The organism is Magnetovibrio sp. PR-2, from assembly GCF_036689815.1.
Taxonomy (GTDB): Bacteria; Pseudomonadota; Alphaproteobacteria; order Rhodospirillales; family Magnetovibrionaceae; genus Magnetovibrio.
The window spans coordinates 182,387-200,236 of sequence record NZ_JBAHUR010000003.1 but is presented as its reverse complement, the minus strand read 5'-3'; the positions used below and the strand labels follow the sequence as shown (position 1 = coordinate 200,236).

The 17,850-nt window shown below is 53.5% G+C and carries 17 protein-coding genes; 6 read left to right on the top strand and 11 right to left on the bottom strand.

What is annotated here, in order from left to right; translation table 11 throughout:
• Nucleotides 1–2 precede the first annotated feature (2 nt).
• Complete coding sequence (locus V5T82_RS05790; RefSeq protein ID WP_332894664.1) at nt 3–989, top strand: type II secretion system F family protein; 987 nt, start codon at nt 3–5, stop codon at nt 987–989.
• 4 nt (nt 990–993) lie between these two features.
• Complete coding sequence (locus tag V5T82_RS05785; protein ID WP_332894663.1) at nt 994–1,959, top strand: type II secretion system F family protein; 966 nt, start codon at nt 994–996, stop codon at nt 1,957–1,959.
• Here V5T82_RS05785 and V5T82_RS05780 read toward each other — a convergent pair.
• The 9 genes from V5T82_RS05780 to V5T82_RS05740 form a co-directional block, all read right to left on the bottom strand.
• On the bottom strand, nt 1,937–3,151 hold the full coding sequence (locus V5T82_RS05780) for a glycosyltransferase family 87 protein (RefSeq protein WP_332894662.1): 1,215 nt from the start codon (nt 3,149–3,151) through the stop codon (nt 1,937–1,939). The genes V5T82_RS05785 and V5T82_RS05780 overlap by 23 nt on opposite strands.
• Nucleotides 3,152–3,679 carry an A24 family peptidase gene (locus V5T82_RS05775; protein WP_332894661.1) on the bottom strand — a complete coding sequence of 176 codons (528 nt, stop codon included), beginning with the start codon at nt 3,677–3,679 and terminating at the stop codon, nt 3,152–3,154. It lies immediately after the preceding gene.
• 130 nt (nt 3,680–3,809) lie between these two features.
• Nucleotides 3,810–3,983, bottom strand: a complete 174-nt coding sequence (locus V5T82_RS05770; protein WP_332894660.1) for a Flp family type IVb pilin — start codon at nt 3,981–3,983, stop codon at nt 3,810–3,812.
• A 321-nt stretch (nt 3,984–4,304) separates the two neighbouring features.
• The gene (locus V5T82_RS05765) at nt 4,305–5,012 is read right to left on the bottom strand and encodes a Crp/Fnr family transcriptional regulator (protein ID WP_332894659.1); all 708 of its coding nucleotides are present in this window, start codon (nt 5,010–5,012) and stop codon (nt 4,305–4,307) included.
• Nucleotides 5,013–5,092: 80 nt separating this feature from the next.
• Nucleotides 5,093–5,503, bottom strand: coding sequence for a PilZ domain-containing protein (locus tag V5T82_RS05760; protein ID WP_332894658.1), 411 nt, complete (start codon nt 5,501–5,503; stop codon nt 5,093–5,095).
• Nucleotides 5,500–6,288: a tetratricopeptide repeat protein gene (locus V5T82_RS05755; protein WP_332894657.1), complete on the bottom strand. Its 789-nt coding sequence runs from the start codon at nt 6,286–6,288 to the stop codon at nt 5,500–5,502. The genes V5T82_RS05760 and V5T82_RS05755 overlap by 4 nt, the downstream gene beginning before the upstream one ends.
• Nucleotides 6,289–6,377: 89 nt before the next feature.
• Nucleotides 6,378–7,721, bottom strand: coding sequence for a vWA domain-containing protein (locus V5T82_RS05750; protein WP_332894656.1), 1,344 nt, complete (start codon nt 7,719–7,721; stop codon nt 6,378–6,380).
• A gap of 27 nt (nt 7,722–7,748) precedes the next feature.
• Complete coding sequence (locus V5T82_RS05745; protein WP_332894655.1) at nt 7,749–8,276, bottom strand: TadE/TadG family type IV pilus assembly protein; 528 nt, start codon at nt 8,274–8,276, stop codon at nt 7,749–7,751.
• A 2-nt stretch (nt 8,277–8,278) separates the two neighbouring features.
• The gene (locus V5T82_RS05740) at nt 8,279–8,833 is read right to left on the bottom strand and encodes a TadE/TadG family type IV pilus assembly protein (RefSeq protein ID WP_332894654.1); all 555 of its coding nucleotides are present in this window, start codon (nt 8,831–8,833) and stop codon (nt 8,279–8,281) included.
• Between the two features lie 279 nt (nt 8,834–9,112).
• On the opposite strand from V5T82_RS05740, the gene V5T82_RS05735 reads away from it, so the two are divergent.
• The 4 genes from V5T82_RS05735 to hemN all read left to right on the top strand — a co-directional run bounded on the left by V5T82_RS05735 (nt 9,113) and on the right by hemN (nt 12,816).
• The gene (locus V5T82_RS05735; protein WP_332894653.1) at nt 9,113–9,574 is read left to right on the top strand and encodes a TadE/TadG family type IV pilus assembly protein; all 462 of its coding nucleotides are present in this window, start codon (nt 9,113–9,115) and stop codon (nt 9,572–9,574) included.
• Nucleotides 9,575–9,628: 54 nt separating this feature from the next.
• The gene (locus V5T82_RS05730) at nt 9,629–10,033 is read left to right on the top strand and encodes a TadE/TadG family type IV pilus assembly protein (RefSeq protein ID WP_332894652.1); all 405 of its coding nucleotides are present in this window, start codon (nt 9,629–9,631) and stop codon (nt 10,031–10,033) included.
• Between the two features lie 24 nt (nt 10,034–10,057).
• A complete protein-coding gene (locus V5T82_RS05725) occupies nt 10,058–11,353 on the top strand; it encodes a pilus assembly protein TadG-related protein (RefSeq protein WP_332894651.1) in 1,296 nt (431 codons plus the stop codon).
• Between the two features lie 116 nt (nt 11,354–11,469).
• On the top strand, nt 11,470–12,816 hold the full coding sequence (hemN, locus tag V5T82_RS05720) for an oxygen-independent coproporphyrinogen III oxidase (RefSeq protein ID WP_332894650.1): 1,347 nt from the start codon (nt 11,470–11,472) through the stop codon (nt 12,814–12,816).
• A gap of 439 nt (nt 12,817–13,255) precedes the next feature.
• On the opposite strand, the gene V5T82_RS05715 is transcribed toward hemN, so the two are convergent.
• Both V5T82_RS05715 and V5T82_RS05710 read right to left on the bottom strand, forming a co-directional pair.
• Nucleotides 13,256–17,143: a type ISP restriction/modification enzyme gene (locus V5T82_RS05715; protein WP_332894649.1), complete on the bottom strand. Its 3,888-nt coding sequence runs from the start codon at nt 17,141–17,143 to the stop codon at nt 13,256–13,258.
• Nucleotides 17,140–17,850: a hypothetical protein gene (locus tag V5T82_RS05710; protein ID WP_332894648.1), complete on the bottom strand. Its 711-nt coding sequence runs from the start codon at nt 17,848–17,850 to the stop codon at nt 17,140–17,142. Before V5T82_RS05710 ends, V5T82_RS05715 begins: the two co-directional genes overlap by 4 nt.

Genomic DNA, 17,850 nt, shown 5'->3' with positions numbered 1-17,850 from the left:
CCATGCCGTTCGGATTGGACATCTCAACCTTATTGATGATCTTGGCCGGGGGCATCGGGGTGATCGTCTTGGGTGTCGGCATCACCATGTCCATCGTCATGAAGCCCAAGGTCCGCCTGAAACAACGCATGGAATCCATCGGCTCCGTCACGTCCAGCGGCAGCGTCTCGGCCAAGGCTGAAAGCCGCCGCCAAAAACGCATTCAAGACAAACTCAAAAACATCGGCGATGACCAAAAGAAACAAGGCGTTGGCGACAAGATCAAAGCCGCACTATTGCAAGCCGGCCTGCAGGTCGAAGTGCCCATGTTCATCATGATTTGCATCGCGTCCGGCATTGCGGGCTTTGTCGGCGCATTTCTGGTCGGCGCCCCGCCTCTTGCCATACCGGCAGCCGGCATTGTTGGGGGCGCGGGTCTGCCCAAGCTGGTCTTGGGGCGCATGGCATCGCGCCGCCAAAATGCGTTTACGTCAAACTTCGCCGAAGCCATTGACGTGATCACACGCGGCATTCGGTCCGGTCTTCCCGTCGGCGAATGTTTGAACGTGATTGCCCGTGAATTTGAAGGCCCCGTGGGCGAAGAGTTTACCATGATCGTCGAAGGTCAACGTCTGGGCATGTCGTTGGAAGACATCATGTCCCGCGCACTTCAACGCATCCCCACGGCTGAATTCAAATTCTTCGCCATTGTTTTGCAAATTCAAAAACAAACCGGCGGCAACTTGGCCGACACATTGGAAAATCTGTCTGAAGTTCTGCGCGATCGCAAACGTATGAAAGACAAGGTTAAGTCTCTCAGTTCCGAAGCAAAGTCTTCCGCCGGCATCATCGCAAGCTTGCCGTTTTTGGTGTTGGGCATGCTGTCAATCGTCAACGCCGAGTACGTTCACACACTGTTCACCGAAGGCCTTCATCTGGTCTTTATCGGCTTGGGCATGATGGGTGTCGGCGTGTTTGTGATGGCACAAATGATTGATTTTGAGGTGTAAGACGATGTTTGGAATCCCGACACCAACACTCATTGTTTGGATGGCCGTGCTGGCAACCATCGCCACTGTGATCGGTCTTGCCCTGCCCTTTATGGTCGGCGGAGGGTCGAACAAACGTGTAAAGCAAGTTGCTAATCGCCGTCAGGAATTGTCGCGCCAACAAATGGCCGAAATGGAATCCAAAGGCAGCGCCATCCGCAACCGTCGCGACCAAAGCAAGACCGACTTGATGAAGAAAGTTCTTCATTCTCTCAAGTTGGACGAAGCCCTTTCGAGCAAAGAGCTGAAAGAAAAGTTGGCGCAAGCGGGCTATCGCAGTCCGAACGCTTTGGTGGTTTTCACCTTCACCCGGCTAGCCTTGGCCGTTGGGGCCTTTGTCGTTGCGTTGATCATTATATCGGCAGCCAAGGACTTTCCCTATCCGGTTCATATCAAGTTTGTGATTATGGGGCTCGCTGCTGTCGCTGGGTTCTACCTTCCCAAACTGTTGGTTTCAAACACAGCCCAAAAACGTCAAACAGAGCTGAACAAGGGCTTTGCCGACGCGTTGGACTTGATGGTGATCTGCGTCGAAGGCGGGCTTTCCGTGGAAGGCGCGTTTGACAGGGTTACGCAAGAAATCGGTGAGAACTTCCCCGCTCTCGCACAAGAGTTCGGCCTCACGTCGGCGGAACTTGCCTATCTGGGCAATCGCCACAAAGCCTATATGAACTTTTCGGATCGTACAGGCTTGCCTGCGATTAAATCCTTGTCGACGACGCTCATCCAGTCGGAAAAATACGGCACGCCCGTGGGCCAAGCCCTGAAAGTCCTGTCCCAAGAACGGCGCGAAGCCCGCATGGCCGCTGCGGAACAAAAAGGTGCTTCGCTGCCTGCCAAATTGACCGTGCCGATGATTTTGTTTTTCCTGCCGCCCTTGTTCATGGTCGTGATCGGCCCCGCTGCCATCAAGATTTCCGGCGGCGGCTGACGGTTGTCGACCGCACATCGTGGCGGGCATGGGCGACAATCAGCACCATCAACACCACCATCGCAATGACCCCAATTGGCAACATGACCGCTTCTGCGGCAACGCGAGAGATAAGCGGCGCCCCCCACACAAACGCCAAAGCCGTTTTCTCCCACGCTAGAAATGACGTTTGCAGGCCATGACGGACCGTCCAGGCAATGGCCAGCGCCAAAAGGACAAAGTCGTAATCCAAAACGTATGGCGAGACCAACAGCGCGGCACACACCAGGCCTGCGGACTTTAAATCTTGGCGCACCGGCTGTTTCCACAGCCACAGTGTCGCAGCCCCAGCAACGACCAACGCGACGGCTTGCGCGGCATATGCGGCCACCATCCCCCCACCCCACAAACGCACAGCACCGAAAATGCTTTGTTGTTTGAACCAAGGCAATGCGCCGCCTTCCAAGACGACTTCCCGGGTGAACGTGGTGCTGTCGAAAAAGGCCGGCCAAACCTGAACGCCAAACAGGGCGGTCACGACTGCGGATAAAACCAACACCGTTACCGTCGCTGCTGAAAACGTCCGCCAGCGACCGCTTAGAGCCAAAACCAGAGGTATCAAAAGGCCAAAGTGGGGCTTATAGGCCAACAGGCCAAAAGCAATTCCCGACAGAACAGGACGACGGTCCAGTTGAATAAGTGCGACCCCAAACAGCCCTGCGGTTATAAAGCCGTTTTGCCCATGAATAACGTTGATGGCAACAGCTGGAAACGCCAAGGCCGACAGGCGCGCCAAGTCATCCGGCAAAATCGCGCGGATGACGGATACGTACAGCGGCAAGCTCAGCGCCATCCAAACGCCCAAAGCCAAGGCGTAGGGCATCAAGGCCAACACGGCGGCGATCATCAAAAAAAATGGGGGGTAATGCCAGCCGAAATACGGAACGTCCGGGTCCTGGAAGACCCGCTTTTGCACGTCATGATGCGCGGTAATATCGTAAGCCCCGGCCCCGTTCCCGCTCAGCGCCAATTCGCCCGCCGACCAAACGTTGGAAAAATCCGAACCGATGGGCCGCCCGCTGAAATCCAGTAAATTGGGCGATGCCGTCAAGATCAGACCGCCGATCCCCACACACCACAGAACGATCAACATCCACGAATAGACGCGGATGCGCTCTTGAGTGATCCATGCGCCGGTACGAAGAATTTGCATCTAACCTACGATCACGTCCCAAAGCTCAAGCCACCCCGGCGCAAACAGGTCGGCGCGCGGGAATACCAACAGCGCCCCGGCGGTGATGGCGATCCCGTAAGGTACGGCGGCGTTGGGTTCGAACAGGCCTTTCAGGTGGCGCACCAGCCAATCGGGCCACAGCCCCAAACCTTTGCGCAACAAGATCACGGCGATGGACAACACACCGCCGATTAAAACCACAGCCGCCAACAACCAAAGGACTTGGTCTATACCCAACCACAGTGCGCACACGGCCAACAACTTGGCATCCCCGCCGCCCAACAATCCGATGGCAAACAAGACAAACCCCGCCACCAGAACGGCTACGCCTGCGCCAAAATGCCACGCAATGGCTTCCATGGGCAAACCAGCCGCCAAAACCGTTGGAAAAAACACCACCAACAAGGTCATGGACAGCCAATTGGGAATTCGCAAAAAGCGCGCATCAGACCACGCTGCGTAGAGCATCAAAACAACAAAGACCAAATCGAAAGCAAATAGCAGCATGAAGTTCCACCCTCTTAAGCCTAAGCACAGTCTACAAAACTTGACGCGTCTTGGACATAAAAGAACCGCCTATGTCCCGAAGAACATAGGCGGTTCAAAGCTCACGCTAATAGCGTGAAGCCAGCGGTGCTTAGTTCAAGCTGTTGCTGACTTCGTTGAACTTGGTTTCCAGGGTCGTACCCAGAAGAGTCAATGCGCTAATGATCACCACAGCGATCAAGGCTGCAATCAAGCCATATTCGATGGCGGTCGCGCCAGATTCGTCATTCTTAAAACGGGTCATCAGCTTAGAAAACTTAGCCATTGTCACAACTCCTACGTCTTGTTCAAGGCCATTAAATAAAAGACCGGACACTCCAATCAAGTTTGGCTAGAGTGGCCTAACGAAACACGGAAGTCAAGCTTCCGTATCCAAATCTTCTTTTGAAACCAAGCCGTTAACTTTTCGTTAGCCGTCAGCCTGGCGTGCTGAATGAAGATTTGGCCTTCCCTCACTGCAAAATGAACGGATTTGCAATCAGTTGGAGTACGGAGACAGCTCCTCGGTACACCCCTCAACCCCTTATGTCAGGATTAATTCTCTTCACAGTTTAACTGCGTCCTTGCGCCTATCATATGACGAACATCACAGATTGAGCAACATCTGTAATCGTCCATGATCCTTAATAATCAAAGATTTGTGCTTGCGCCCCACGATGCCTTCACGCGCCAAGTGGCCGATGGCCATGGCGACATCTTCACGCGATGTGCCGCTCCAGCTCGCAATTTCTTCATGTTTGGGGAGGAAATGGATCAACCAGGTGCCGTCGCCCTGGGCATTGGGCTCGGACATGCGCAAGAGTTCGTAATAGACGCGCTGATGCGGGCTCAACGTACTCAGGGACGTCACCCGGTTGTTCAAGGTCCGGATCAAACCCGCAAAACGCTTCAACAGCATGATGGAAATGCCTGGGCAATCCATCAATAAGCGTTTGAAATCACTAGATGTTAGGGCAGCAAGAACACTTTCTTCCAACGTGCTGACCCGCGCCGATCGCCGCGATGCGTCTATGGCCGACATTTCGCCAAAACTTGACCCTTCTGAGAGCTCTGCCAACAAAATTTCTTGGTCGTTGGCCAAAAAGTCCATGACTTTGACTTGGCCTTTAACAATGAAAAAGACTTCCGTGCTTTCGTCGTCGCGGTCGACAATGACCTCGTTGGCGGGCCGCTTGATCCAGCGGCACTTTTCTTCCAACTCGCGCACAAGTGCAGGCGGGGCTTCGGTTAATAACTCGATGCCTTCCAACTTACGCTCGTGCGGTTCAACGGTTAGCTCTACAGGTTCGCTCATAAGGGCTCGGATTCTGTCTGGACCAGTGTCATCATGGCAAAGAAAGCCTTGCGTATCAACGAACTTGATTGGAAATCACATCAATCGAGAACATCTGAAGGTTCGCCTTCCGTGTCTTCGCGGGCGGCATGTTCGTTGGCAATGCGCCAACGGTTCGGCATGAGGCGCTTCAAAACCACCCGGCGGCGCAATTCCGGATCGGAAAAAGTCATGCCGACGATGTGTTCACCCGGCTGAGACCACGCAATCTCACCGTTTAAGGCTTTGTAATCAGACAATCTTTCAAAAACCAACTGTACCGGCTGATCATGCAAAAGCGCATTGTAATGCGTTGGGTCTTTCACTTTGATCTTTGCCCCGCCCGCAGAGACATCCGAAACCGTGCACGGGTAAGCCTTACCAAATTGGCTGATTCGGCCGCCAAATACGGTCGTTAGCCGCACATTATGACGGCGTTTGGCGAGTTCTTCTTCTGTCGGGCGATCCGTCATCTGGGCGAGCCCTCGAACCGGCGATAGAACGTGAGGTTGGTTTCCAGCTCACCCTTGTCCAAATCCATGGCTGCCAAAGCCTTGGCACGGTCCATATTGCCGTTGATGGCATAGAGCAGCGCTAAATTTTGCCGGATTTGGGTGTTGGAGCGATTGACCACTGCCGCGCGTTCCAACAAATCGATACCGTCGCGCAAACGTCCAACCATGGCATAGGACATGGCCATATTGTTCATCACAACCTCATTGTTGGGCGACAAGCGCAAGGCCGCTTGATAGGAATCGAGCGCTTCGTTAAAGCGTTCCAAAGAATCAAACGTGATGCCCAGCGCAGAATGAACCCGCCAATCGTTGGGCGCTTCATTGCGCAAAGCCGCAAGTTCGTCCAGAGCATCCAAGTGCTGGCCCGCCGCCAACAGGGCTTTTCCCTTCTCAAACCGGACCTCGGGGTCCGTCAAAAGAGAGGCATCCACATTGGTTCGCAAATAGTCCAGCCCCTGGTTTGCATAACCGCTGTAGCGCAAATTGCGCAGAAGGCTCGCCAAAATCTCCGGGTCTTGAGAGCGATGCTCCATCAAGCGGGCATAAGCACTGGCGGCCAAATCGTACTTATTCGTCATCTCCGCTTCGCGGGCTGACTGAAACAAGGTTTGTTGAACCCCGTCCATAGGCTCGTCTTTGGGCTTGGCGGCGCCGGTGGTTTGACAAGCGGCCAACACAAACAGCAAAGCACCGATGATGGCGCTCTGCACGATTGGTGGTTGCGGGTTTGGTTTGTGTTGCATGCTCAGAATCCCAATGGTCGGATCAGTCTACAACAAACGCCCCCGACACTTCCACACAGCTTTGAAAAATAGAGCCATACGGCGCCGCATCAGTTGACGATGTGCAGTTGTTTGAGCTCTGAAGCAATGGAGCGGAACGTGCGTTTCAACTCATCCGTGGTTGGGGAGTCGTAGTATTTGTCTTCATCGGTGGCGCACGCTTCAAAGATGGCTTGCGTTGCGGCATCGTTCGTCCCAAACGTAATGGTATAAACCGTAACGCCGACATTTTTGATGTTGGTGCAGATGGTTTCCAAACGGTCATCGATTTCATCTTCGACCTCGCTCACCGTGTTGATGCCGCTTCCTAACAGCTCATCTGAAGGATAACCAAAGGCATCGTAAACGAAGTCGTAAGCCGTATTTTCCCCATCCGTCAAAATAATAACAGCCTTGTTGTTGTCGCTGGCATTGTAGGCTTGCCCTTCGGCAAACGGTTCGGTAGGTGAAATAACACGCCAGCCCCAAATTGCCCCCAGGTTGATGTGCGTCCCGCCAAAGGCATCCATATTATTGACCGCCGTTTGAAGAACCGACTTGTCATTGGTCAGGGGCGTGATGGCGCTGTCGACGCAGTACTTATTGGGGGAGCGTGACGAGGTGTTATAGTATCTCCCACTGCTATACCAATTGTTGTTTCCGTCATCATCCCACCACATGACATCCCACGGCCCTTCGAAATCATCCTTGGTGTCTTCATCGTTTGTGGTTTTAGCCATGACGCAACCGCCCCAGGACGTAATCCCCCAATTGTAAGCGGTCGGGTCGTTCACATATGCTGTGTTACTGGTGCCGATGTTGACGTTGTTGGAAAACGGCACAAGACCGACAGACACCTGTGACGACACTGTTGATGTGCCAAACAAGATATCCAACAGACTATTGGAGGCGTCCTTCAAAGCCGTCATCCGGCTGCCGTCCATGGAACCGGAATTGTCCAACACCAAAACGACTTCCATCGTGTCTTCAGATCGCGTGACGCTTGAACTTGCTGCAACGTCTAACGAATCAATACTGACGATGGACATAAATGTGGTGTCCACACTGGCCGTGAGCGTCACGTTCACATCTGTGTCCACATAAGAATACGTCCGCGAAGAAATAGAGGTATAAGAATTGCCTTCGTAATTTGCATCCACGAAGTCATTGAGAATCTCTGTGAGTTCTGCATCCGTTGAAAAGTTATCAATCCCCGCCGCAATGGCGAGTGCAGCGGCATCCGTCGTTTGCAGCAAACGCTGCTTAACGATGTAGGCCCGCCCAATATCCATGGAGATTCCAGCTGCCAACATCAAAGGGACCATGGCGAGCGCCACCATAATGGCAACAGCGCCGCGTTCGGCCGTGCGAAACGCGTTGATAACGCGTTGCAGACGGTTTTGGATATGGGACATGGTGAACATCATTTCTATGTGCTCCTGTCAGTACAAGCCGACATAGTCGATATAACGGGGACGTGTTATCGCTGTTTCTTCGAGCGTATACGTGCCCGACATCACCAATGAGAATAGCGGTGTGTAGGTGTAGTGTGCAGTGACAATAATCACACTCTCGCCCGCATCGCCCATGCCCGTCGCCAATGTTGTCGCGCCGGACACGGATCCAGAGTTGTAATTCCCCGTCCAATCCACACTGGGATCGCCTGTGGTGTCATCAAATCGCACGCTGGATACACCAAGTGTCAAATTGGTATCGTCCAGGGGGTGAATGACTTTGCGCGAAGCCAGCAAAAGCTCGCTCAAATTTGAACTGGTGATATCCGTTTCTTGGGCAATCAGGTCGGCTGCTGTGAACGCCGCTGCTGCCGTTTTGCGCGCTGCAGTCATATAATTGTTGAGCTCCGCCACGCCCAACAAGACCACACACATGAACGGGGCCGTCAGTGCAAATTCAATGGCCGCGACGCCGCGGTTGTCAGACCAGAACCGTTTGAAGAACGTGATCATCATCTCTACTCATAAGGCTCGTTACGAAACACGACGGTGGTATACAGCGACATTTGACTATCCGCACCACCCATCAATTCACCGATCAGCGGCGTGACAAAATCCCAGGTGTAAATCACCCGCACGACGCTGATGTCACCTGCCCCACCCGGCGTGTATGACGCGGTGTACAAGACATCGTTATCGTCATCGTTGTCGCCATCGTCATAAACCAAATCACCGTTTCCGTTGATTTTGATGGCGGGGATGGACACGGCGGAAAAACTGGCGAAGGTGGTGACATCCGTAGTGATGTCATCGCAACTGTAGACGTTGGTGAGGCTATCGCACATTTCGGTCAAGAACGCGCCTTCGGAATCGCCCGAAGTCTGCGCGGCACCCGTGCGGATCAAGCGTGCTGCCGATTGGGCTGCACCATCGACGACGGCCGCCGTGAACAAGACGCTTGAGACTTCCAAAATGCCAAACAGAAGATACAAAAAAACGGGCGCAATCAGTGCATATTCCAAAGCAACGGCGCCAGAGCTGCCGCGCCGCTTGGAACTCAAAAATCGACGCAAGATCTGAAGACCCCATGGTCCCATCTGAAAAGGTAGACGTCTAAACATTCTGCTCACCGCACGATAAATCGAACACTATGACCATTCTATAGAAATCATTGGCCTTTTCAGTGATGCGCATCACTCCCAGCCTATACGAAGGAACAGGTCGATACATACTTTCGGAGTATTGCACAAATGGCTGCGAAATTGCGATACAGATATAGGTAAAGTTATTGATATTATTAAATTTTAACATATAATATGACGTTTAAATCAAAGGCCACCGAGGCCCATCAGATGTACGTGCTAAGTCAGCTAAAGAAATATGTTCAAGATGTGCGTGGCGCTGCTGCGGTCGAGTTCGCGTTGATCTCGCCGATTGTCGCCATTGTCATTTTGGGCGTTGCTGATTTTGGCTTCCTGACGTTGAAAACGACACAGGTCAGCTCTGCCACCCGCGCCGGCATTCAATTCGTCATGACGGACCCCGACGACTATGCGGCCAACATTACGACGGTTGTGACCAACTCAACCAATCTTGACGCGGACAACATGACGGTTACGACATCTGAAGGGTGTCGCTGTTTAGGCTCATCCACGGCTGTCGATTGTTCGGCCGACAACTGCAGCGGCAACACCCCGCCGAAATACGTCACGATCACCACGACATACACCCACGACATGATCATGGGATACCCCGGTGTAGACAATCCCTACACCGTGACAAAGTCAGCTGTTATCCGAATTCCCAACAGCTAACACAGCAAAGGAAGGCATTCAGTTTTGAACTGGACGCAAAAGCAAGATTACAACATGTCCCTGAAAAACACCTTCACCAAATGGAGAAGGTGCAAAAAAGGTGCGACCGCTGTTGAAATTGCTTTGCTGGCCCCGGCGCTGTTTTTGATGGTTTACGGTGTCATCGAAACCGGGCGTGCACTTTGGATTTCCAACACCCTGCAACGCGCCGCAGAAAGTGCTACACGTTACGCCGTGGTCAACAGCGACGCCAGTGATGCACAAATCACCACGCAAGCACAAACCGATGCAACGGGTATGAATTCAGGCGATCTGACGGTCAACGTCACCCATGACGCCACGGGCGGCGTCAACTTCGTGACCGTCGAAGTGACGTTTGATTTCTCTGTGATGTCCGGGGTCGTGCCCATTGACGATGTAACCCTATCTGGACGCTCACGCGTGCCGTTCAACAACTGACCTCCCCCATGCTGGAGACATAAAATGCTGACACAACAGATCATCCGCTTTCACAACAACACCCGTGGCGCTGTCGCCATTTTGTGGGGGTTGTTGTTGCCGGTCATCGTCGGATTGTCAGCGTTAGGCGTTGAAGTCGGCTTGTGGTACGGCCAACAACGTGATTACCAAACGGCCGCAGATGCCGCCGTCTTGGCCGCAGCCTACACCGTCAGCGAAGGCGGTGATTCGACCGACATGGCCACCGCCGCCCAGGAAGAAGCCGAAAATAATGGCTTCGCGGTCAGCGGCAACAACACTCTTACGATTTCAACACCGCCAAGCAGTGGCTCGTATGCAGGGAACTCGGACTATATCGAAGTCTCAATGACGGCGCCGTCATCATTGATGTTTGCATCGTTGTTCTTGGACAATGACGTCGAAATCACGGTGCGCGCCGTTGCGGTTGTTTCCGCCTCCGCCGGGAGTGGTGACGCCTGTGTTTTGGCCCTGAACAATTCCATGGAAAAGTCCCTTTTGTTTAGCGGCAATGCCAACATGGATATGTCGGGGTGCGTCGTCGCTTCAAACTCAACGGATTCAAATTCCATTCAAATTTCGGGCAGTGCAACAGTGACAGCCGAAAGCCTGCAAACCGCTGGCGACTACACCACGGTCGGCGCCGCATCTCTGACCACGACGACAGATCCCACAACAGGCGCGGCAGAAGTGACAGACCCTTATGAAGATCTAGAAGTGCCTGCATATGCCGGATGTGATGAGACAGAGTACAAGGTCAAACCAAACCAAAACAAAACCATCTCACCCATAGACTCGAGCACACCCTACGTTCTGTGTGACGGTTTAGACGTCAAGGGCACCCTTACACTGGACCCCGGCATCTACGTCATTGATGGCGGGACCTTTAACGTCAATTCAACAGCATCCCTGTCGGGGAGTGACGTCACCCTCATTCTCACAAGTTCATCGGGAAGCGATCATGCGAAGTACACCATGAACGGGGGCGCTTCCATCGACTTAAGCGCGCCGTCCAGTGGCGACTATGCTGGTGTGTTGATGTATCGCGATCGCGATGCATCCGACGAAGACAACACGATGAATGGGAATTCTTCTGCCGTGTTCAACGGCGCTTTGTACTTCCCGTCTAGCACCATGAAATTCGCAGGCAATAGCGATGCAGGCGGTTCGGCTTGCACCCAATTGATTGCCGACAACGTTCAAATCACAGGCAGCACGTCCATTACGTCTTCGGGGTGCGAAGCCGCTGGGGCGACCCTTGCGACGCTGAGCGGCAGCTCTTCCATTAACCTCGTCGAATAAGGCCACATTTTCACCACACGCGCAGCACAAGATCGTGAAATGCCGCCGCTTGCACTTGGAGCGCGCGCACCTTAGGTTATGCCCACCGGGTAACGAGACGGAAAGTCCTAAACAGCATGAACGACCTCATCAATAAATACGACCTGCGCGTGCCGCGCTACACCAGCTATCCCACCGCGCCGCACTTCAACGACAGCGTGGATGGTGAGGTCTACAAAACATGGCTGTCCGAACTGGACCCCAAAACACCCCTCTCGCTCTATTTCCACATCCCGTTTTGTGACGAAATGTGCTGGTTTTGCGGGTGTTACACCAAAATCGTCAAACGCTACGATCCGGTGAAAGACTACCTGAACACGCTCCTCAACGAAATCGACTTGGTGGCCGACGCCCTGCCTGCACGTATGACGGCGAAGCATCTGCACTGGGGCGGTGGCTCACCCACCATGCTGAAGGGCGAAGACTGGATGGCGATCATGACCAAGCTGCGCGAACGCTTCGACGTGTTCGACGACGCCGAAATCGCCGTGGAGCTCGACCCGCGCACCGCCACCGAAGACTACGTCGCCGAGCTGGAAGCCGCAGGTGTAAACCGGGCCTCCATCGGTGTTCAGTCCTACGAAGCCAAAGTCCAAGAGGCCATTCACCGTATTCAGCCTTACGACATGACCAAGCAGGTCATCGAATGGCTGCGAAAGCACAACATCAACCACATCAACATGGATTTGATGTACGGCCTGCCCTACCAAGACACGGACGAGATCGAACGCATGATCGACCTCACCGTGGACCTGCAACCCAACCGCATTGCGTTGTTTGGTTATGCCCACGTGCCGTGGATGCAATCGCACCAAAAAATGATCAAGGAAGAAACCCTGCCCGATGCCAACGAACGCTGGCAGCAGTTCACCTTGGCGGTGGAGCGTTTGAAAGAACGGGGCTACGTGCAAATCGGGTTCGATCACTTCGCACACCCCGACGACAGCATGGCCAACGCCGTCCAAACCGGCGAACTGCACCGCAATTTCCAGGGCTACACCACCGACACGGCCCCCGCCATGTTGGGTTTTGGGGCGTCGGCCATCGGCTATTTGCCGCAAGGTTACGTGCAAAACGAACGGCCCTTAAAGGCCTACCGCCAAGCCATCGACAGCGGTATTTTGCCGGCGATTAAAGGCATCGGACTGAGCCCGGACGACAAGCTCCGCCGTGACATCATTGAAGACATCATGTGCAACCTGACGGTCGATTTGCACGCGCGGTGTGTCGAGCACGGCGTGCAGGTGTCAGACTTGGACGAAGACATGGCAAAGCTGTCAGAACTGGTCGAAGACGGCATTTGTTCCATTGACGGCAACACCATCACCGTCCAAGACGACGGCCGCCCCTTCATCCGTCTGGTCGCCAGCGCCTTCGACACCTACTTCGCAGCCGGCGAAGCGCGGCATTCTAAGGCGGTTTAGCCAAAGCGCTCCCCCTCTCTCCACCGTCATTCCTGCGCAGGCAGGAATCCATGGGCGGGTGCTCAGGCGTGAGCGTGAGAGACTTTAAGCCGTAAAGCCCATAGGCTCCTGCCTACGCAGGAGCGACGGGAGGAATTCAGGCTTAAAACTTTGAAAACAAAATAAAATATGTCATGGCGAGCGCGTTCGTCACCGACTTCCCGTCGGGTGTCGGGCGGCATTCTAAGGCGGTTTAGCGCGCGACAAACATCTCCCCTCTATCGTCATGGCCGGGCTTGACCCGGCCATCCACGTCTTTGCCTTGCACAAGCTCTTGGCGTTCAGACGTGGATACGCGGGTCAAGCCCGCGCATGACGGTGTGGGCCGTCATGGCGAGCGTCAGCGAAGCCATCCAGAATTGCCTGCGTCAAGCACAGCCTGGCTGGATTCATGGCTTATTCACTCCTCAGACTTCGGCCACGCATACGCATTGTCGCGACACTGCTTGTAGTTCTCGTCAAGTTCGGGCTCCATCAAACACAAGCGCGTCAAGCGCTGAACCACGTCCGTGAAATACCGGGCTTCTGCGGTGGTGATGGGACGCCCCAAAATGTCCAGTTCACGATAGCTAAGCCACTTTTTCAACACCTGATAGCCGCCGATGCGGTACTCCCAAACCTTCGTGGGAACGTTTGCCCAATAGGCGGTGTCGTTGAGGTGGATGTTGACGCAGTCATGCCCGAGAAGGTCATACACACCCTCACCATGATCCTGTTCGAGCTTGTCGGCGACACCATCAAGCCACGACGAAGGACGAACGTCCCCACGCCCCGGCATGACACCACCTTGTTGATGACGCCCCCATTTTGCTGTGACCTTAAGATCATCGGCTTTTAATTTCCCCCAACCGCTAAGTATAAAGGGGCCAATTGATTTCTCGTAATAAAGTGAAGGCCGCTTTCTACCTGTGTCTAACAATATGGATACTTGCGTGCCGAGCCCAGCCGATAATCGCAAGGCCTCAAAACTGTCTGGAAAAGGTATGCGGGGCCAATCCGTTTTCACACCATCTTCGTTTTCCAACAAATACAAAGGGGAATACCCTATAGCTAAGGCATGGTGCCAAATTCTTTCTGCCAGCTCAATGTCGTCATCAGAATTTTCCCATCCAATTCTCTTGAGAAAGGATCTTGCTGATTCTGACAAATTTTCTGTTTCTATGAATGATCCTGCCACAGAATCTGCGCCCATTGCATCCAACATATCAGGTGCATCCACTGAAGCCTTTTCTGACACAATCTTATTGCGAAGGAAAAGCGGGAAGCATGCCGCATCAGGAGAAAGGAGGTGATCATCTGTTAATGCATTCGAAAAAAAGAATGGAACCCCCTCATTTTTCACAGAGGCTCCAACCCGACTGATAAAAAAAGAATTCCCCTTCCAATTTTGTTCCCAATGTTTAGGGCGAGGCTCATTCCAGAGAGGTCTGATTGAAGAGTAATAGCACCATCGCGTATCAAACGGCCTAACGATATATGGACGCAAGTGATCAGGATTATAAGATTCTCCAGCAAGTACTTTCTCGCGTGTCTTTTGAGGATCGAACCGTGCGGCTTTTTTCGTCAGTCCCGTTTCCAATGCTTCAAGATCAAGCCACGACACCTCTTGGTCGTAATATAATTTCATGCGTGCTTTTAGACGGTCTGGCTCAATGTCGATCAAAGCCCCACTACGTTTTTCCATCAAACCATTGCTGGGCGGCTCAGCACACAAATCTGTCACCTTCGGCCAATTCAAGTAATCAGGTGAGATATTCAACGGACGGAAGGAAAAACGGTTGTCTTTCGTTGGCGAAACCGCCTCGTACTCTGGCGTATTCAGCTCGCTGTCCACATCCAAGCTCTCCATCAGCTCGCGCCGTTTGTCTGTGCCCCAGAAGTGGCGGAAGTGGACCGACGGCTTCTCTTCGCGCGTTTGTTTGCGCACCAGCGTGCCGATGGCGGTGCCGACGCGGATGCCTTCTTTGTTGAATTCGGTCGAAAAGATCGACGGATCCGGTGTGCCGTCCGGTGTCGTCTTGCCGGTTTCGCGGCTGTCGCCGTTCAGGCAATCGAACCACATGCGGTCGAACCCTGTCATGAGACGCTCGCGCATCACCGTGAACGACGCGCCGCCTAAGTAGGAGAAGTTGGAGATGAAGCTGACAACCCCCTCGCCGTTCATCTCCGCGATTTTGCGTTCCGCCATGCGGAAAAACCGCACATACAGTTCATCCAGATTGTATTTTTTAACGCCCCATTTTTTGGCAAGGCCTTCCTTGTAGACCTCGACCAGATCGCCTTCTTCCGTCGTGGTTGTTCCGGCATAGGCGTTGTAGGGCGGGTTGCCGATGATCACGAGAATGCGCTTGTCGCGTTTGACTTCGCGGGCATCGTCGCGTTCGTTTTCCAACTCGGGATACGGCAAGTGCGGGGCTTGCGGGTCGGGCTCTCCCCAGTCCGTCAGCGCGTTGGTAAAGTACACTTTGGGCCGTTCGAACTCGCCGCCATACCAGGTGTGTTTCCAACCGAGCTCCACGCCGAGGTTTTCCAAATACATGCCGATTTGCACGTGCGCGACAACCAGCGGTGCGGGCATGATTTCAAATCCGTAAAGGCGTTCCAACGCTGCTTTTTTGAGGTCTTCACCAATCAACGCGTCATTGCCCTTGGCCCGCAAAGTCTTTTCGATGCGTTTCAACACGCCAAGCAGATACGACCCCGTGCCCGTACACGGGTCCAAGATCAACACGTTTTCGTCGGCTAAGCCGTCTTCGATACCAAGCTCTTCACGCAACGCCTGATCGACACGCTCCACCTGATAGTCCACCACTTCTGTGGGGGTGTACCAAACGCCCAAGTCCTTACGCAGACCAGGGTCGAAGGCTTCCAAAAACGGTTCGTAAAAATATTGAACGGCATGGTCTGTGCGAAAGCCCGAATAAAACGCCTTTGCATCAATGCGCAACAACGCCATGGACGCCCATTCCATGATTTCATGCAGATTCAACGCGCCCAAGGCACCGGGCATACACGCTTGATAAAACAAGGCTTGCAGAACCGGGAGTTTCAGCTCCCCCGCAGCCGATTGATGGGTGAAGTCACCGCGCGACGATGCAGGCTTGCGCGACCACACCACCCAAGCGGAAAACAGTCCATAAAACAACGTTTGCACAAAGGTAGAATGGAAGAAATGATCGCCCTTATCACCTTCGAATCTCATCCCCAAAGCCCCTTCTAAAGCTTCGCGCACGGGAGTTAATTGAGCGGGCTCGTCACGGCTTTCAATGCGTGCCAACGCGTCGCGGGCGTAAGACGCCAAAAACCACGCGACGTCTTGCGGGCGTGTGAGTGTCGCGTTGTGGAGCAAAATGCGTTTGACGAATTCCTTAAAGCGAATGCGCAACCCCGCTTCAACGGCGCTGGGCTTGGCCGCCATATCCCAAAACTCTTCTTCGCTCGACGCGAGATCGAACCGTTCCAGATTCACCCGACGCCCTAAGGCATCGCGCCCCACCAAAACGAACTGACGCATATTGGTGCACACGACCAAGCCGTACCGATCGAAATACTTCGTCACCTGATCGGAGCGCGCCAATTCGTCCACACTGTGGCCCAAGCTTTTGACCTCCACCACGCCGCGTTCAGGAAGCTGGCCGTCGAGGGCCTCATCAACATCGAAATCGCGCAGTTGAGGAGCCGTAAAGAACCCCAAATCCGGGTGCCCTGCACCGAGGTTTTTGAGCTCAGCGATACAGCGTACCGAGGGGCTCAACACCTCTCCCAGGGCGCTGAACAGCTCTTGCAAGGCCCGAATGTATGAACGTTCTTTGGTTGCAGCTTTGCTGGCGCGGACCTCTCTCAACGCGTCGAGATAGAGCCCTAAGGCGTCAATGCCATCATCACTTTTTCCCGTCAACGGTTGAGCTGGAGTAGACATTGTTTGCTCCCACTGTGGGGAAGCGTTTTCCATTTCTAAAGAGGAACTTGCCGAGCCTTCCTTCGATGCATCGTCTGTTGCTTCCGCCTTGTCCGTAATGGCCTGGGACAAATCCACACCAACCCATTTGGCAGCATCGAATTGTGCCCCTCTCAAATCCGTGCCTGTCAAATCGGCGTGGGAAAAGTCGAAGCCTCTGAGGTCGGCTCCGCGCATGTCCATGTCCGTCAGGTCCGCGCCAACAAAATCGGTTTTGGGATTTAAGCCACCGACTTCAACCAATTCAACAAAGGTGTCGGTGCCATGATCCAAAACGGCTTTGATCTGTTTGTCCAGGAGGGCGTCCTCCCCCCCTTTTTTGACCGTCATTGTGCGTCCTGTCCTATACGTGCGAGTTCAATGTTTTGACGCCCTTTCCCAAGAAGCAACAAACGCAAAAATTTTCTCTTGTTGGCCGATAGGCTATCGGGCCAAGATTCTTTGGTAAATTGGATATCTTTGGTCCAGTAGGAAAACGACAACGACAAGCGCCACGCACCTTCGTTCAATTCAACCGTCCCTAGGGAATTGGCAATGACCTTACCTTCAAGGTGATTTTCATGATCCAACGCGTAAATGGACCATTTCGGCTGGGCCAATGGACCGAACGGTTTGATGTGGTAGTCTATAATCTCGTAGGTTTTGTCCAGCCCATCTTCGTGATTGGTTTCGCCAGACATAGCGACTTTTCCAGAAGCCTTTTTCGTCTTTTTCGATTTCTCTTTTGACAGCTCACCAGTGACTTCTGCTGACTTGTTCTTTTTGCCGCCCTTTTTGGAAGCCACCTTGACGCTGGTCACAGGAGACATATCGATTGTGGGCGTTAAAGCTTCGGAGCGTGCCGTCATTGTGCAGTTGTCCATCTGGACTTCTAAACGGCCTTCCCGCACGGCGTATTCCCAGGTCCCGTACCATTTGTCTATGGTTTGAAACCCGCATAATACTTCCGCCAATAACTCAAAGCCCGAAACCGTCTTTTGAGCTTGACTTAATTCAGCTGAAATCAAATTAGAAACAGGATTTTGTGCAGCAGACAT

Excerpts from the sequence above, each read along its gene's own strand:
- V5T82_RS05790 (WP_332894664.1), top strand. The coding sequence starts at position 3 with ATGCCGTTCGGATTGGACATCTCAACCTTATTGATGATCTTGGCCGGG.
- V5T82_RS05785 (WP_332894663.1), top strand. The coding sequence starts at position 994 with ATGTTTGGAATCCCGACACCAACACTCATTGTTTGGATGGCCGTGCTG.
- V5T82_RS05780 (WP_332894662.1), bottom strand. The coding sequence starts at position 3,151 with ATGCAAATTCTTCGTACCGGCGCATGGATCACTCAAGAGCGCATCCGC.
- V5T82_RS05775 (WP_332894661.1), bottom strand. The coding sequence starts at position 3,679 with ATGCTGCTATTTGCTTTCGATTTGGTCTTTGTTGTTTTGATGCTCTAC.
- V5T82_RS05770 (WP_332894660.1), bottom strand. The coding sequence starts at position 3,983 with ATGGCTAAGTTTTCTAAGCTGATGACCCGTTTTAAGAATGACGAATCT.
- V5T82_RS05765 (WP_332894659.1), bottom strand. The coding sequence starts at position 5,012 with ATGAGCGAACCTGTAGAGCTAACCGTTGAACCGCACGAGCGTAAGTTG.
- V5T82_RS05760 (WP_332894658.1), bottom strand. The coding sequence starts at position 5,503 with ATGACGGATCGCCCGACAGAAGAAGAACTCGCCAAACGCCGTCATAAT.
- V5T82_RS05755 (WP_332894657.1), bottom strand. The coding sequence starts at position 6,288 with ATGCAACACAAACCAAACCCGCAACCACCAATCGTGCAGAGCGCCATC.
- V5T82_RS05750 (WP_332894656.1), bottom strand. The coding sequence starts at position 7,721 with ATGTCCCATATCCAAAACCGTCTGCAACGCGTTATCAACGCGTTTCGC.
- V5T82_RS05745 (WP_332894655.1), bottom strand. The coding sequence starts at position 8,276 with ATGATGATCACGTTCTTCAAACGGTTCTGGTCTGACAACCGCGGCGTC.
- V5T82_RS05735 (WP_332894653.1), top strand. The coding sequence starts at position 9,113 with ATGTACGTGCTAAGTCAGCTAAAGAAATATGTTCAAGATGTGCGTGGC.
- V5T82_RS05730 (WP_332894652.1), top strand. The coding sequence starts at position 9,629 with ATGTCCCTGAAAAACACCTTCACCAAATGGAGAAGGTGCAAAAAAGGT.
- V5T82_RS05725 (WP_332894651.1), top strand. The coding sequence starts at position 10,058 with ATGCTGACACAACAGATCATCCGCTTTCACAACAACACCCGTGGCGCT.
- hemN (WP_332894650.1), top strand. The coding sequence starts at position 11,470 with ATGAACGACCTCATCAATAAATACGACCTGCGCGTGCCGCGCTACACC.
- V5T82_RS05715 (WP_332894649.1), bottom strand. The coding sequence starts at position 17,143 with ATGACGGTCAAAAAAGGGGGGGAGGACGCCCTCCTGGACAAACAGATC.
- V5T82_RS05710 (WP_332894648.1), bottom strand. The coding sequence starts at position 17,850 with ATGTCTGCTGCACAAAATCCTGTTTCTAATTTGATTTCAGCTGAATTA.